A 15,025-nucleotide genomic window follows, 5' to 3' on the forward strand; every position below is an offset into this window, starting at 1 on the left:
CCCGCGGGCGAACGACGACGAGCTGGATTACCTCAGATGGCCATCTCGGTCGAGAGGGCGCGCAGCCGCGGTGGAGTCACGCACCACGAGCTCAGCCGGGATGCGGCTGTTCTGTGGGATCTCGCGGCCCTCGATCGCGGCGATCAGGACGTCCACCACGAGAGATCCCAGCGCGGGGAAGTCCTGCCGCACGGTCGTGAGCGGCGGGAGGAAGTGGCGCGAGACGGGCAGGTCGTCGAAACCGACGACGCTGAGGTCCTCCGGGACGCGGATGCCGCGGTCGTGCAGTCCGTGGATCACGCCCAGCGCCATCTCGTCGTTCGCGACGAAGATGGCGGTGTACTCGGGTACGCCGGCGAAACCGCGCGTGAAGTCGTAGCCGAAATCGCTCGACCAGTCGCCGATCACGATCGGCCGCTCGCGCATGCCCCAGGCTCGGGTGCGCGTGTGGAAGGCCCGCTCGCGGGCGCGGGCGTCGAACCAGTCGAGGGGCCCCGAGAGGTGGAGGACGTCGCGGTGACCGAGCGACGCGAGGTGATCGACGGCCAGCTTCGTGCCTGCGGCCTGGTCGACCGAGACCGTGAGGAACGCCGGGTCCTTCTCGGCCTTCACGACCAGGGTCGGCAGCCCGGTCGTGATGGTCCGGAGCACGGCCACGGACGACGAGCGCGGGGCGACCACGCAGAGCGCGTCGATGCCCTGGCCGGTCAGGTGGCGCACGGCTTCCTCGGGTGTCGCCGAGTCGTCGCGGAGCGCGAACGACGCCACGGAGTACCCGCCGTCACGCGCCGATCGCTCGATGGCCCGCAGGATGCTCGACGGACCGAACTCGACGGCGCTCTCGATCAGCACGCCGATCCGGAGGGCCCGCTGGGTGACGAGCTCGCGCGCAGCGCTGTTGGGCCGGAAGTCGAGCTCGGCGACGACCTCGAGCACGCGTTGGCGCGTGGACTCCTTGACCTGCGGGTGACCGTTCAGCACGCGGGACACGGTCATGTGAGACACACCGGCTCGCTCGGCCACCTCGCGAAGACCGAGACGTTCACCGCCGCCTCTGACGCTCACCCAGACTCCATCCTGCACGCTCTGCAACGCAGCTTGGCGTCATCTGCGCCGGCGTGGACGTCGTTCAATGGCGCTGGCCCAGTGTACTGGGGGCCTCGCTGACTCCGCCGAACGTCGTGCCTCGATGCCTCGCTGCCTCGCCAGTTCGATCTGCTGGCTGTCCGTGGCCAGCAGATCGGCGGACGTGCCGCGAGGGGCACCGCCGTCACGGGGCGTAGCGAAGAGACTTGATCGGACACACGACAGCGGCCACGGGGCGGACGGTGCCAAGGTCGCCGCATGGCGCTCATCTGTCTGGTCCTCTCCGGGGCCGCCCTCCTGGTCAACGGCCTCACCCTGCTCGGGCGCGTCCCCGGCAGGGACAGCGGCGTGTTCAACGTCCTGATCGGTGGCCTGCAGCTCGTCCTCTGCGTGGCCGTGGCCGTGTCGGCCGACGGCTCCTTGCCTGCGCTCTTCGCGATCTCGGGCACCTTCTTGTTCGGCGTCACCTACCTCTACGTCGGCGCGGACTCCCTCCTCGGACTCGGCGCCGTGGGCCTGGGCTGGTTCTGCGGCCTGGTCGCCGCTCTCGCCGTCGCCTTCGCGGTCGTCCACGTCGCGGACGACCCGTTCCTCGCCGTGCTCTGGGCGGGGTGGGCGGCGCTCTGGGCGCTGTTCTTCGTCCTGCTGGCCCTCGGCCGATCAGCGATCGGCACCTACACCGGGTGGGCCCTCGTCCTCGCGAGCCAGGTGACCACCACGGTCCCCGCGCTCCTCGGCCTCACCGGGCACTGGCCGGCCGGTTCGATCGCCACGACGACCGCGCTCCTGTCGCTCGTCGGGGTGTTTGGCGGCGCCGCCCTGCTCACCCGCCGAGCCGCCACACGTCCCCAGCCGGAACGCACGCAAGCCCCCGCCGCTGCCTGACCCACCAGAACGGAACCGAGACCCATGACCACGACGACCACCACGTCCGTCACCACCGCGGCACCCACGGACGAGACGCTGTCCGCGCGTTTCCGCCCGCTCTTCGACCGCATCGCCGCTGGCGCCGCGGAACGCGACCGTGAGCACCGCCTCCCCGTGGCCGAGATCCGCGAGCTCGCCGACGCGGGCTTCGGAGCCGTCCGTGTCCCCGTCGAGTTCGGGGGCTCCGGCGCCACCCTCCCCCAGCTGTTCCAGCTGCTCACCGAGCTCGCGGCGGCGGACAGCAACATCCCCCAGGCCCTGCGCGGCCACTTCGCCCTCGTCGAGGACCGCCTCGTCGCCCGGTCCGGGCCGCGCGACGTCTGGCTCGAACGGTTCGGCCGCGGCGAGATCGCCGGGAACTCCTGGACCGAAGTGGGCACGGTGCAGGTCGGCGACGTCACGACGAAGGTCAGCCCGGACCCGGACGGCGGATTTCGCATCACCGGGCAGAAGTACTACTCCACCGGCAGCATCTTCGCCGACTGGATCGACACGTACGCCGAACGCACCGACACCGGCGACCGGGTCATCGCGATCGTCGACGGCCACCAGGAAGGCGTCGCCCACACCGACGACTGGGACGGGTTCGGTCAGCGGACGACTGGCTCGGGCACCAGCACCTTCCGGGACGCTCGTGTCGGCGCCGACGACGTCGTGCTCTTCGACGAGCGCTTCAAGTATCAGACGGCCTTCTACCAGGCCGTGCTGCTGAGCGTCCTCGCCGGCTCCGTCGTGGCGGCCGAGCGCGAGATCGCGTTCGAGGTCAGGAACCGAACCCGGGTGTTCTCGCACGGCAACGCCGACACGTTCGCTGCTGACCCGCAGATCCTGCAGGTCGTCGGGGAGGTCTCAGCCGCCGGGTTCGCCGCCCGAGCGATCGTCGACCGCGCCGCGGAGTCCCTCCAGGGCGCCTACGAAGGCGCCTTCCTGGACGAGGCCGAAGACGAGCGGCGGAACGACCGCGCCGAACTAGCCACGGCGCAGGCACAGGTCGCACTGACGTCGCTCGCGACTCAGGCGACCTCGCACCTCTTCGACGCGCTGGCGGCATCCGGCGTGAGCACCACGAAGAACCTGGACCGGCACTGGCGCAACGCCCGCACGGCCGGCAGCCACAACCCGTGGGTGTTCAAGGCACGCATCGTCGGCGACCACGCCGTCAACGACGTCCAGCCGCCACGGGTCTGGGCCATCGGCGCGACCCGCCGCTGATCTCAGAAGACGAGCACCGAGGACCAGAAAAGCCCTGCCGTGTAAAGCAGGGCAGGGCTCTTCGGGTCCGCGCCGAAGGCGCACGCCGCCGGAGGCGGCCAAACAAGCACCAAGGACGAGGAAAGCCCCTGCCATGTTGGGCAGGGGCTTTCGATTATGTGCGCCTGGAGGGACTCGAACCCCCAACCTTCTGATCCGTAGTCAGATGCTCTATCCGTTGAGCTACAGGCGCATTTCTCCGGCCGATTGGCCAGAGGAAACACTACACGAGGCAGGCCCTCCCCGCCAATCGGCCTGGAGGCGCGGGTCACGGAGCGCGCGGACCCTCGGCGTCGTCGTTCCGCTCGCCGAGCAGCTCGTCGATTTCGTCGGCGTCGGCGGTGCCGGTCCGCTCGCGCATGTCGCCGGTCGCGTCGCGGCCGTTCACGTCGTCGGATCCGTCACCGGAGCCGGCGTCCGACCCGGGCGCGGGCGGGGCGTCGGCCGTGCCGCTGTTCTCCGACACCTCGACGGTGGGGGTGTCGTCGCGCTCGCCGAAGGTGCTGTCCTCGTCGGTGACGCCACCCTGGTGCGGCTCGTTGCTGTTCGTCGTGCTCATGGATCCTCCTCGATCGGGTAGGTGACAGTCTCCACCTGCCCGACCCGCGCCTCCCAGGCTCACCGCAGACAGGGCCGACGAACCTGGGAGTCCCTCGGCTTTCGGGTCATTCGGTGCCCCGTGGGAGGTTCCCCCCAGCGACCGTGTTGTTTCATAGGTCGGTGTCCGCTTACCCGACCGTCTCCGCACCCCCGGCTGTCCGCCGCCCGGGTGCCACTCGGTGGGCCGTCACCTCGGGCGTCGCAGCCGTCGCTCTCGTCGGCGTCTACATCGCGGCGGTGCTGACGCCCGCCGGCCAGCGGGTCGAAGACAGCATCCTCGCGTCGGTCGACGGCAACACGCTGCTGCAGTCCGGGGTCGCGCTCGACGCCATCTCGCCCACGGCCGTGCTCGCGATCCTCGTGCTCACCGTCGGCGTCTCGCTGCTGCGCCGCCGCCCGGGTGCCGCGATCCAGTCGGCCGCCCTGATCATCGGGGCGACCGTCACCTCTCAGCTGCTCAAGCAGTTCGTGCCCCGCCCCGACCTGACCGGCGAGCTCTACAGCAACAGCTTCCCGAGCGGGCACGCGACCATCGCCGTCGCCGGTCTGCTCGCCGTGATGACGGCGTTCGGCCGTCACCTGCGGCCCCTGCTCTTCGTGGTCGGCACGGCGTTCGCGGCGATCGTCGCCGAGCAGACGGTCGCCTACGGCTGGCACCGCTGCAGCGACGTGGTCGGCTCGTGCGCGGTCGCGCTGCTCTGGCTCGGCATCGTCCGGTTCGCCGCGACCCGCTGGTCTCACGCCGCGACGACGGTCGACCAGGTCGGCGCCAAGTCGCACGCGGTGACCTCGAGCATCATCGGTCTCGCGGTCGTGGTGTGCCTCGCGACCTCGGGCGCGGTCTGGGGCATCGGCATCGGCAGCGACATGAGCCTCTCGGGATCGACCGGATACGGGGTGCTCGACGGCGCCCGCCTGGCCGCCGCGGGCGTGGTGCTCGTCACGGCGTGGATCGCCTGGAAGCTCGACCGCCGCGCCTGACCGCCGAGGAGGCGCGGGTCGCCTCCCCGAGGACCGCGCCGCAGGCGGTGCGGTGGGGTGCGGTTCGGTGCGGTGCGGCGGGTCGGTGTCCTCCGCGGCGGGTCAGCGCTGACCCGCCGAGAGTGACACGAACCCGCCGAAGCCATTACGCATCGGAACGTAATAGCCCGCGAGGGGTGACGGGTGCACACTGAAGCTGCTGCGCATCGGAACGTGACAGCCCGTGCGGGTGACGCGCACCCGCCGCGGCTCGCCGTCGGGCTCAGCTCCCTCCGGTCCCGAACAGCAGCCCGAGCGCATACGTCACCGCGGCCGCGCCGAAGCCGATCGCGAGCTGCCGCAGGGCACGGCGCAGCGGACTCGCGCCCGAGAGCAGCCCGACCACGGCACCCGTGCCGAGCAGCGCGATGCCGACGAGCACCGCGGCGACGACGACGGCGGTGAGTCCCTCGAGGCCGAACAGGTAGGGCAGCACGGCGATCACCGCGCCCGATGCGAAGAAGCAGAAGCTCGAGCCGGCGGCTCCGAAGGCGGTACCCAGCGCATCCCGGTCGTCGTCGTCGGGAGCGGAGGCCGCAGCGTCGGCCGGAGCACCGAGGGCAGCAGCCGCGGAACCGGGCACCGCACCCACCGGAGCAGCCGCGTCGCGCACCGCACCTCCTCGTGAGCCGGAGTCGTCCGGACCACCGAAGGGCGCCTCCCCCTGGTCCGTCCCGCCGAGCACCGCGCGGGCCCGCGCATCGGCGTCGGCCGCCGACATCCCGCGCGCACGGAACACCAGCGCCAGCTCGTTCGCGTCGACGTCGAGGTCGGCGAGCACTCCGCGGGTCGCGGGGTCGGGGGTCGACGCGTCGAGCAGTTCGCGTTGGGAGCGCACCGAGACGTACTCCCCCGCGCCCATCGAGAGCGCCCCGGCGAGCAGCCCCGACAGGCCGGTCAGCAGCACGACGCGGTTCGACACCCCGGTCGCGCTGATGCCGAGCACGAGGGCCAGGTTGCTGACGAGTCCGTCGTTGGCGCCGAAGACCGCCGCCCGGAACGACCCCGAGAGCCGCGTGCGCCCGCGCTCGGCCAGGGCGCGCACCACCTCGCCGTGGATCCGCTCGTCGGCCGCCATCGCGTCGGTCGCGTCGACGTCGGTCGCGTACGGCGAGCGGGCCTCGGCGCTCTGCACGAGAGCGAGCACGAAGATCGACCCGAACCGCCGGGCCAGCAGACCGAGCACGCGCGTGCGGACGTCGGTGCGCGCGGGGCGCCCGACCCGGTCGCCGAGCAGCGTGAGCCAGTGCTGGGCGTGACGGGCCTCGGCGTCGGCGAGTGCGAGCAGGATGTCGCGCTCCTCGCCCGTGCGGCGTCGGGCGAGGTCGCGGTAGGTGCTCTCCTCGGCGCGCTCGTCGGCGAGGAACCGGCGCCACCGCCGCAGATCGGCGGGCGTTGGCGCGGGCGCGGCGGCGACTGGGCCGCCCGGTGTGCTCGACATGCCCCCAGTATCGGTGCTCGCGAGCGGGTCCGACGGGCGCGGCGGGCGGGTGCGGCGGGTCGATGTCATCGGGGGCGGGTCAGCGCTGACCCGCCGCCGATGACGGGAACCCGCCGAAGCCCCCGGCGAGCACCCGAGCCCGGAGCCGAGGAGGCGCGGGTAGCGTCCCCGACGTGACCTCACCCCGCTTCGTCGGCATCGACCTCGCCTGGCGCGACTCGACCCCGACGCGACCCGCGAACGAGACCGGTCTCGCCGTGATCGACGCGGACGGCACGGTGCTCGACGCCGGCTGGGCGCGCGGCGTCGACGAGGTCGTCGAGTGGATCGGCGCCTGGGCGACCCCGGGCTCGTCGATCGCGATCGACGCCCCGGTGCTCGTGCCGAACGCGACGGGCATGCGGCCGAGCGAGCGGGAGGTGGCGCGCGCCTACGGTCGCTGGCACGTCGCGGCCAACGCGAGCAGCGCCTCCTTGGCGTGGCTGGGCGGTCGCACCCTCGGCGAGCGCCTCGAGTCGGCGGGGATGGTCTACGACGACGGCGTGGCCGAGGTGCCGGCCGGGCGGTCGTCGTACTTCGAGTGCTACCCGTACACGACGTTGGTGGGCATGTCCGAGCTGGGCTACGAGACCCGGCGGCCGCGCTACAAGCGACCCGACACGACCCTGCCGCTCGCCGAGCGCCGGGCTGCGCGGGCCGTGGTCTGCGACGACCTGATCGCCCGCATGGCCGCCCTGGACTCGGCCACCCCGCCGCTGTCGCTCGCGTCGCACACGGTGTCGCGCCTCCTCGTCGACGAGCCGTCGCCGCTCGTCGACCGGGCCTACAAGCACCGGGAGGACCTCCTCGATGCGCTGCTCTGCGCCTGGACGGCGTCGATCAGGGTGCGGACGCCCGAGCGGCTGCAGGTGCTCGGCAGCGCGACGGAGCCCGACGAGCGAGGGAGGCGCGCGACGCTCCTCGCGCCGGCCCGCGACTCGCAGCGGCTGGCTCCCGCGCCGCGGGCTCTGCGCCGCCCGGCGGCGTCGGCCTAGGAGACGTCGCCGTCGAGGTACAGCCAGCGCCGATCGCGGTCGCGCACGAACCGGCTCGCCTCGTGCTGCACGTGCACCTCGCCGGCGGTCTTCGAGTGCGCCTCGAACTCGACGACGCCCGTGTCGTCGAACGGACCGCCTCGCTCGGTGCGCACGATGTCGAGCCGGAACCAGCGGGTGCCGGCCTCGACCTCGAGCGCGGTCGGCCGGGTCGACGGGTGCCAGGTGGCGGCGAGGTAGGGGGCGTCGCGCAGCGAGTAGGCGGTGTAGCGCGAGCGCATCAGGCGCTCGGCGGTCGGCGCGGCGGCACCGCGGTGCAGGGGGCCGCAGCAGTCGCCGTAGACGTCTCCGCTCAGGCAGGGGCAGCGGGCGGTGTCATCCATCCCGCCATTCTCCCCGGTCGGCGCCGCCGGCCGCGGGCGGCGTTCAGGCGGCCTCGCCGGCGATGTTGACCATCCAGTGGATGCCGTACCGGTCGGTGACCATGCCGAAGCTGTCGCCCCAGGGGGCCTTCTCGAGCGGGACGTCGACGGCGCCGCCCTCCGAGAGCCCGGCGAAGTACGCCGTGAGCTCGTCGGCGTCGTCGCCGAACAGCGACAGCGAGATGGAGTTCTCGCTCTCGAGGGGGATGTCGTCGGGGCGGTCTGAGGCCATCAGCAGCATGCCGTTCGCCGCGGTGAGCTGGCCGTGCATGAGGCGGTCCTTCTCGGCCGGGCCGCCCATGCCGAACTCGCCGAAGGTGCTGACCGTGTACTCACCGCCGAACACGGAGCGGTAGAAGTCGAGCGCCTCGCGCGCCGTGTCGCGGAAGGCCAGGTACGGGGTGAGCTGGGTGGGCATGATCGCTCCTCTTCGTCGGTGACGGCAGCATGGCACCGGTCGACCGCCGACGGAACCCCCTCGCGGCGTCCGCATCCGCGACTCCCGTCCGGGGGCGACCCGAACTGGGCCTCGTCGCGCTCGGCGCAGGCTGGCACAGTGACACGATGAGCACCTCGCCCGGCGACGACCGGCACGCCGTGCACGACGCCGAGCTCGTGTTCGCGCACGTGCGCGCGGTGGTCGGCGACCGGGCCACCCGGCAGGCGTCGCCCCGGCTGTCGGCGCGACTGACGGCGCGGGCGCTGGGACGCGCCGGGTTCCACCACGTGACCGGCGAACGGCTCACCGCCGGCGATCTGCGCCGCGACCGCACCCAGTTCTTCGACCGCAGCGAGACGGTGCTCGTCGAGGTGCTCGCGCTGCCCCGCTGGTTCTACGGCCTGTACGTCGAGCCGAACACCCCGACCTGCACGCAGTGGGCCGAGGTGACGGCCGTGCTCGACGAGCTCGGTCGCCGCGTCGACGCCCGCCTCGCCCCGGCCGACGACTTCGCCCACTGACCCCGCTCGCCCGCCTGCGGCGCGGCGCGGCCCGGCGCGATCGGATGTCGGCGGCCGTCTCTACGCTGACCTCATGCAGCCACTCGCGCCGGGGGCCCTCCGCCTCGTCCATGTCAGCGACTCCCACCTGACCGGCGACGGCACCCTGCACCAGGGCGTCGTCGACACCACCGCGGCGCTCGACCGGGTGCTGGCCGAGGCGGGGCGGGTCGAGGGGGTGCGACTGCTCGTCGGGTCGGGCGACCTGTCCGACGACGGCAGCAGCGCCTCCTACCGTCTGCTGCGCGGTCGGCTCGACGCCTGGGCGGCGCCGCGCGGCGCGGCCGTGGCGCTGGTGCCCGGCAACCACGATCTGCGGGCGGGCTTCGCCGAGGTGTTCGGCGGAGACCCCGATGCGCCGCTCGACCGCGTCGTCGAGGTCGACGGCTGGCGCGTCATCGGGCTCGACACCTCGGTGCCGGGGGCCGGCTACGGCGACCTCCGCCCGCGCCAGCTCGACCTGCTGCGCGATCTGCTCGCGACCCCCGCCGCGCGGGGCACCGTGCTGGTGCTGCACCACCCGCCGCTGCCCGCACCGACCACGCTGCACGAGGCCCTGGCCCTCCGCGCTCCGGAGGCGCTGGCTGCGGTCATCGACGGAACCGACGTCAGGGTCGTGCTCGCCGGCCACTACCACCACCACATCGTCGGCGACCTCGCCGGGGTGCCCGTGATCGTGGCCCCCGGGGTCGCCAACGACACCGACGTCGCGGCGGCGGAGGGCACGGAGCGCGCCGTGCGCGGGTCGGGCTTCGTCGTCGTGGACGTCGAGCCCGTCGACGGCGGGCCCTACGGCGGCGGGCACGTCGGCGGCGTCCGGTCGACGGCCGTGCGGGTGTACGACGCCCACGACGGCGACGAGGTCTTCTCGCTCGACCGCGACACCGTCGAACGGATCGCCGTGGCGGCCGGGCCGCCGCGCGACTGACACGACCGGCACGGCCGAGTCGTCCCGCACGAGCGGCGCAGCCGGCACGTCCCTCGCGACCGGAGGGCCTGCGGGCGGGTCCGGCACCCCGGCCGTCCAGCCCCTTGGCGTACGCTCGCAGCACACGCGGGCAGCACCCGCACCCCTTGTCGCACAACCAGGAGGAGCCCACATGCGCGTGGTCGTCGTCGGAGCCACGGGCAATCTGGGCACGGCCCTCCTCAGACGCCTGCAGGCCGAGCCCCGCGTGACCGAGCTCGCCGGTGTCGCACGCCGCGGGCCGCGCTCTGCCTCACCGCCCTACGGCGACGTCACCTGGTTCGGCATCGACATCGGCGACGACGCCGCCCCCGAGCAGCTCGCCGCCGCGTTCGCCGGGGCCGACGCCGTCGTCCACCTCGGCTGGGCGCTGCAACCCAGCCATGATCGCGACGCCATGTACCGGACCAACGTGACCGGCACCTCCCACGTCCTCGACGCCGTCGTGCGCGCCCGGGTTCCGCACGTGCTGATCGCCAGCTCGGTCGGCGCCTACAGCCGCGGCCCCAAGGGGCGCCGGGTCGACGAGTCGTACAAGACGCGCGGAGTGCGGCACTCGAGCTACTCGTCGTACAAGGCGACGAACGAGAGCGTGCTCGACGGGTTCTCGCGGCAGCACCCCGACGTCGTCGTGACACGGATGCGCCCCGGTCTGGTGTTCCAGGCCGCGGCGGCCCGCGAGATCGTCGGCCTCTTCGCCGGGCGATGGGTGCCGACCACCTGGCTGAGCCGGTTCCGACCGCCGTTCCTGCCGCTGTCGCCCCGCTTCGTCTCGCAGGTGGTGCACGCCGACGACGTCGCCGACGCCTTCTGGCGCGCCATCGACCGGCGGGCCGGGGGCGCGTTCAACCTCGCCGCCGAGCCCCTCGTCGACTCGTACTCGATCGCCGAGGCGTTCGGCAGCCGCGTCGTGCCCGTGCCCTACCGGGTGCTCCGCACCGCCGCGCTCGCGACCTGGCTGCTGCGCCTCCAGCCGACCGAGCCCGGCTGGCTCGACATCGCCGCCAAGATCCCGGCGATGTCGACCGAGAAGGCCCGTCGCGAGCTGGGCTGGGCTCCGACCCGCACGGCCGACGAGACCCTGCGCGAGTTCGTCGGCGGACTCGCCGCCGGCACGTCGAACGAGGCGTCGCACCCCCTCAGCGGCTGACCCGCGCCTCCGCCGCTCCTTCCCTCCCCCGCTCCGTCGTCGGAAGCGTCGTCCCCGTCCCGTCGCCGTCCGTGAGCACAGGGCGTCACGGCATCGGGCATCCTGGTCCGAGAGCGCAACCGCCGCCGACCGAGGAGAACCGCCGTGTCCGACCTGCCCCCCGCCTCCCTCGTCGTCGTCGACCGGCCGATGCGGGGCACGCCGCCCCGGGGCCGCGACGACGTCGGCTTCCGGCTCGTCGACCCCGAGAGCATGACGATCCACGTCACCGACCTCGGGGTGACCCGAGGCGACGGCGTCTTCGAGGGCCTGGGCGTCGTCGACGGGGCGGTGCAGGCGCTCGAGCCGCACCTCCTGCGCCTGGCGCGGTCGGCCGCCATGCTCGATCTGCCCGAGCTCGACCTCGACGTGTTCCGCGCCGCGTGCCTCGCCTCGGCCGCCGCCCACGAGCCGGCTCCGTTCCTGCTGCAGAAGCTCGTCGTCACCCGGGGCATCGAAGGCGGCGACGGCACCCCCACCGCCTGGGTGCGGACCGCCGTGATGGACGACCCCGCACCCGAGCGCCGACAGGGCATCTCGGTGGTCTCGCTCGACCGGGGCTACCGGCACGACGTGGCCGAGACGTCGCCGTGGCTGCTGCAGGGGGCCAAGACGCTGTCGTACGCCGTCAACAAGAGCGTGCTGCGCGAGGCCGCCCGGCGCGGTGCCGACGACGTCCTCTTCGTCAGCAGCGACGGCTACGCGCTCGAGGGTCCGTCCGCCTCGCTGATGGCGCGCTTCGGCGACCGGTACGTGACGCCGCGCACCGACCAGGGGATCCTCGCCGGCACGACCCAGGCGGCCGCGTTCGACGCACTCGCACGACGCGGAGTGACCGTCGAGTACGCGCTGCTGACGCTCGAGCAGGTGCGTCAGGCCGATGCGCTCTGGCTGGTCTCCAGTGGGCGGCAGATCGCGCCCCTCACGTCGCTCGACGGCGTCGCGGTAGCCGTCGACCACGACGAGACCGAGCGCCTCGGCGAGGCCCTGGTCGGCCGCCGGAGCTGACGCGGCCCCGACCCCTCGGGGCCTGCGGAGACAGCCGACGAACCCCGTTGTCCATGATGCGAACGGACTCCGTCGGCGACTGGACGACCCTCAGGGCCGGTGCGAGAGTGACCGTGCACCGGTTCACGGCGGTGCGACACCAGTTCCCCTCACGGTGACCACAGGGACACCAGAAATGAGTTGAACCATGATCTCCACCCCCGATTCGATCTCCTCGCCCGTCGTCCTCGACCTGGCCGAGACCCAGCCGCTCGACCTGGCGGCCCTCTTCGCGGCGGACGCCCGATGAGCGCCGCATCCCTCGAGCGCCTCTCGCACGAGGCGCTGGTCGCGCACATCCGCAGCCGCGTCGACACGTCGAGCGAGAGCTTCTACCGCCGCGAGGTCGGCGTCTCGGCCGTGCGCATCACCGCGTACCCGAAGCGCCGCCGCGCCTCCACCGGGCTCGCTTCGCAGCCCGAGACACCCGCCGCCTCGAGCGAGCCCACCTACGCCGACTTCCTGCGCGGCACCCGGTCGGAGCTCGCCTCCGCCTGACCCCGCACGACACGAAGGGCCCGTTCCGCCGACCGGCGGTGCGGGCCCTTCTGCGTGTCGACCGCCGTCGTCGCCGGGGTCGCCCTCGGAGGCCGGATCGCGCCTCCTGAACCGCCGGGTCGCGACGTGCGGGCGGCACCGGCACCGCGCCTCCTGACCGGGCGGCCGAGGAGGCGCGGTGCGGCACGTGCCTAGGAGGCGCGGCTCCGCAGCAGGGTGAAGCTCGCGTCGCGGACGAGCAGCGTCGTGACCGCGCCCTCGACCTGCTGGCCGGGATCGCTCGACAGCGCGAGCTCCCACTCGCCGTGGGGCGCGTCGGGCACGTTGAACTCGACGACGGCGGTCGAGCCGTTGACGAGGTAGGCGAAGGCGTCGGCGTCCTTGTGGGTCAGCACGAAGGTGATCGCCTTGTTCTCGCCCTGCTGCCAGTCGCCGCTCGTGAACGAGTGGTCGTCGGCGCGACGCACCTGCACGTGGTCGTCGCTCTCGACCTCGGGCGCGTAGCGGAACCAGTCGGGGCGGAGGGCCGGGTTCTCGCGACGGAGCGTGATGAGCTCGGTCGTGAACGCGAGCAGGTCGCGGTCGGCGGCGGCCCAGTCGAACCACGAGATCTCGCTGTCCTGGCAGTACGCGTTGTTGTTGCCGCCCTGCGTGCGACCCATCTCGTCGCCGCCGAGGATCATCGGCACCCCGGCGCTGACGAGCAGCGTGCCGAGGAAGTTGCGGCGCTGACGGTCGCGGTACTCGTTCACCGCGGGGTCGTCGGTCGGGCCCTCGGCGCCGCCGTTGAACGACTTGTTGTCGCTCTCGCCGTCCTGGCTGTCCTCGCCGTTCTCCTCGTTGTGCTTCTCGGCGTAGCTCGTCAGGTCGGCGAGCGTGAACCCGTCGTGCGCGGTGACGAAGTTGACGCTCGACAGCGGCGACCGGCGGTCGGCCTCGTAGACGTCGGGGCTGCCGAGCACGCGGTCGGAGAACGTCGACAGCACGCCGGGCTCGCCGTTCCAGAACTCGCGGACGTCGTCACGGAACTTGCCGTTCCACTCCGACCAGTCGGCCGGGAACCCGCCCACCTGGTAGCCGGCGGTGTCCCACGGCTCGGCGATCATCTTGACGCTCTGCAGCACCGGGTCCTGGTGGATCAGCGTCAGGAACGCGCTGTGCTCGCTGGCCTCGCCGCCCTGACGGGTCAGCGTCGTCGCGAGATCGAAGCGGAAGCCGTCGACGTGCATCTCGGTCACCCAGTAGCGCAGGCTGTCCATGATCAGACCGAGTGCGGCGGGGTGGCTGACGTTCAGGCTGTTGCCGGTGCCGGTGGTGTCGAAGTAGTTGCCCTCGTCGCCCTCGACCAGGCGGTAGTAGGCGGCGTTGTCGATGCCCTTGAACGAGATGGTCGGGCCCATGTGGTTGCCCTCGGCGGTGTGGTTGTAGACGACGTCCATCCACACCTCGAGACCGGCCGCGTGCAGGTCCTTGACCATCTGCTTGAACTCCGCCACCTGACCGCCGCGGGTGCCGGCGGCCTTCGAGGCGTACTCGTCGTGCGGGGCGAAGAACCCGATGGAGTTGTAGCCCCAGTAGTTGCGGAGGCCCTTCTCCTCGAGGTGGCTGTCCTGCACGAACTGGTGCGTCGGCAGCAGCTCGACCGCGGTGACGCCGAGATCGGTGAAGTGCTTGATCGCGGCCGGGTGACCCATGCCGGCGTAGGTGCCGCGGATCTCCTCGGGCACGTCGGGGTGCTGCTTCGTGAAGCCCTTGACGTGGACCTCGTAGACGACGGTGTCCTCCATCGGCGTCAGCGGGCGCTCGTCGTCGCCCCAGTCGAAGTCGCGGTCGGCGATGACGTTGCGCGGCATGGCGGGTGCCGAGTCGGTGTCGTCGCGCGTCTCGGGCTCGTTCATATCGTGGCCGAAGACGGCCTGACCCCAGTCGAACGTTCCGTCGAGGGCGGTCGCGTAGGGGTCGAGCAGCAGCTTGTTCTCGTTGTGGCGGACGCCGTTCGCAGGGTCCCAGGGGCCTGCGACACGGAGGCCGTAGCGCGAGCCGACCCGCGCCTCCTCGACCACGGTGTGGAAGACGTGACCGGTTCGGTTCTCGAGCTCCGTGCGGTGCTCGGTGCCGTCGTCGTCGAAGAGGCAGAACCAGATGCGGTCGGCGGTCTCGGAGTACACGGCGACGTGCGCGCCGCCGTCGGGCAGCGGGGTGACGCCGAGGGGGTAGGGCAGGGAGCGGGGATCGGTCATTGGTCCAGATCTACAGCAGCGGCGCGCGCGAGGGCCAAGCTGAGCGGTCGCGCCGCCTGCCGTACCCCGGCCCGCGCCTGCGCCGCCCCGCCCCGCCCTGCCACCCAGCCCCGCCTCGCCCTGCCCCAGCGATGAACCGCGTTCGCGAAGATGAACTGCGATCTATCGCGGTTCATCTTCGCGAACGCGGTTCATCGCGGCTCACAGGCCGACGAGACGACTCCTCCACACCGGCGTTCCGCCCGTCCCGGTACACAGCCCAGGAGGCGCGAGCCGGCCTGGCGACTCCGGGTCGCCACGATCG

15 protein-coding genes and 1 tRNA gene are annotated in these 15,025 nt (G+C 72.6%); 9 read left to right on the plus strand and 7 right to left on the minus strand.

The window, feature by feature from the left end; translation table 11 throughout:
* Positions 1-27 precede the first annotated feature (27 nt).
* A complete protein-coding gene (locus ACZZY9_RS06390) occupies positions 28-1,083 on the minus strand; it encodes a LacI family DNA-binding transcriptional regulator (protein WP_463463439.1) in 1,056 nt (351 codons plus the stop codon).
* A gap of 261 nt (positions 1,084-1,344) precedes the next feature.
* Between ACZZY9_RS06390 and ACZZY9_RS06395 the strand changes: the two genes are divergently transcribed.
* Together ACZZY9_RS06395 and ACZZY9_RS06400 are read left to right on the plus strand one after the other, a co-directional pair.
* Positions 1,345-1,971, plus strand: a complete 627-nt coding sequence (locus ACZZY9_RS06395) for an AmiS/UreI family transporter (RefSeq protein ID WP_463463440.1) — start codon at positions 1,345-1,347, stop codon at positions 1,969-1,971.
* A gap of 24 nt (positions 1,972-1,995) precedes the next feature.
* Positions 1,996-3,225 carry an acyl-CoA dehydrogenase family protein gene (locus ACZZY9_RS06400; protein WP_463463441.1) on the plus strand — a complete coding sequence of 410 codons (1,230 nt, stop codon included), beginning with the start codon at positions 1,996-1,998 and terminating at the stop codon, positions 3,223-3,225.
* Between the two features lie 159 nt (positions 3,226-3,384).
* Here the strand turns inward: ACZZY9_RS06400 and ACZZY9_RS06405 are convergent.
* Both ACZZY9_RS06405 and ACZZY9_RS06410 read right to left on the minus strand, forming a co-directional pair.
* A tRNA-Arg gene (locus ACZZY9_RS06405) sits at positions 3,385-3,457 on the minus strand.
* Positions 3,458-3,532: 75 nt separating this feature from the next.
* Positions 3,533-3,823, minus strand: a complete 291-nt coding sequence (locus tag ACZZY9_RS06410) for a hypothetical protein (protein ID WP_463463442.1) — start codon at positions 3,821-3,823, stop codon at positions 3,533-3,535.
* Between the two features lie 161 nt (positions 3,824-3,984).
* Here ACZZY9_RS06410 and ACZZY9_RS06415 point away from each other — a divergent pair, with 161 nt between their 5' ends.
* A complete protein-coding gene (locus ACZZY9_RS06415) occupies positions 3,985-4,845 on the plus strand; it encodes a phosphatase PAP2 family protein (protein ID WP_463463443.1) in 861 nt (286 codons plus the stop codon).
* Between the two features lie 262 nt (positions 4,846-5,107).
* On the opposite strand, the gene ACZZY9_RS06420 is transcribed toward ACZZY9_RS06415, so the two are convergent.
* Entirely contained in the window at positions 5,108-6,325 is a 1,218-nt protein-coding gene (locus ACZZY9_RS06420; protein WP_463463444.1) for a VIT1/CCC1 transporter family protein, read from the minus strand.
* 173 nt (positions 6,326-6,498) lie between these two features.
* Here ACZZY9_RS06420 and ACZZY9_RS06425 point away from each other — a divergent pair, with 173 nt between their 5' ends.
* Positions 6,499-7,359: a DUF429 domain-containing protein gene (locus ACZZY9_RS06425; RefSeq protein WP_463463445.1), complete on the plus strand. Its 861-nt coding sequence runs from the start codon at positions 6,499-6,501 to the stop codon at positions 7,357-7,359.
* Here ACZZY9_RS06425 and ACZZY9_RS06430 read toward each other — a convergent pair.
* Both ACZZY9_RS06430 and ACZZY9_RS06435 read right to left on the minus strand, forming a co-directional pair.
* The gene (locus ACZZY9_RS06430) at positions 7,356-7,742 is read right to left on the minus strand and encodes a YchJ family protein (protein ID WP_463463446.1); all 387 of its coding nucleotides are present in this window, start codon (positions 7,740-7,742) and stop codon (positions 7,356-7,358) included. The two genes, ACZZY9_RS06425 and ACZZY9_RS06430, sit on opposite strands and share 4 nt — an antisense overlap.
* A gap of 43 nt (positions 7,743-7,785) precedes the next feature.
* Positions 7,786-8,199 (minus strand): VOC family protein, encoded by a 414-nt coding sequence (locus tag ACZZY9_RS06435; RefSeq protein ID WP_463463447.1) that lies wholly within the window; start codon positions 8,197-8,199, stop codon positions 7,786-7,788.
* Positions 8,200-8,345: 146 nt separating this feature from the next.
* On the opposite strand from ACZZY9_RS06435, the gene ACZZY9_RS06440 reads away from it, so the two are divergent.
* The 5 genes from ACZZY9_RS06440 to ACZZY9_RS06460 all read left to right on the plus strand — a co-directional run bounded on the left by ACZZY9_RS06440 (position 8,346) and on the right by ACZZY9_RS06460 (position 12,481).
* Positions 8,346-8,741, plus strand: a complete 396-nt coding sequence (locus ACZZY9_RS06440; RefSeq protein ID WP_463463448.1) for a hypothetical protein — start codon at positions 8,346-8,348, stop codon at positions 8,739-8,741.
* Between the two features lie 73 nt (positions 8,742-8,814).
* Positions 8,815-9,708 (plus strand): metallophosphoesterase, encoded by an 894-nt coding sequence (locus tag ACZZY9_RS06445; protein ID WP_463463449.1) that lies wholly within the window; start codon positions 8,815-8,817, stop codon positions 9,706-9,708.
* Between the two features lie 172 nt (positions 9,709-9,880).
* The gene (locus ACZZY9_RS06450) at positions 9,881-10,897 is read left to right on the plus strand and encodes an NAD-dependent epimerase/dehydratase family protein (RefSeq protein WP_463463450.1); all 1,017 of its coding nucleotides are present in this window, start codon (positions 9,881-9,883) and stop codon (positions 10,895-10,897) included.
* Positions 10,898-11,041: 144 nt separating this feature from the next.
* A complete protein-coding gene (locus ACZZY9_RS06455; protein WP_463463451.1) occupies positions 11,042-11,944 on the plus strand; it encodes an aminotransferase class IV in 903 nt (300 codons plus the stop codon).
* A gap of 285 nt (positions 11,945-12,229) precedes the next feature.
* Entirely contained in the window at positions 12,230-12,481 is a 252-nt protein-coding gene (locus ACZZY9_RS06460; RefSeq protein WP_463463452.1) for a hypothetical protein, read from the plus strand.
* Between the two features lie 191 nt (positions 12,482-12,672).
* On the opposite strand, the gene glgX is transcribed toward ACZZY9_RS06460, so the two are convergent.
* Positions 12,673-14,721 carry a glycogen debranching protein GlgX gene (gene glgX / locus ACZZY9_RS06465; RefSeq protein WP_463463453.1) on the minus strand — a complete coding sequence of 683 codons (2,049 nt, stop codon included), beginning with the start codon at positions 14,719-14,721 and terminating at the stop codon, positions 12,673-12,675.
* Positions 14,722-15,025 lie beyond the last annotated feature (304 nt).

The sequence above is a fragment of the Frigoribacterium sp. AC394 genome (assembly GCF_979258095.1).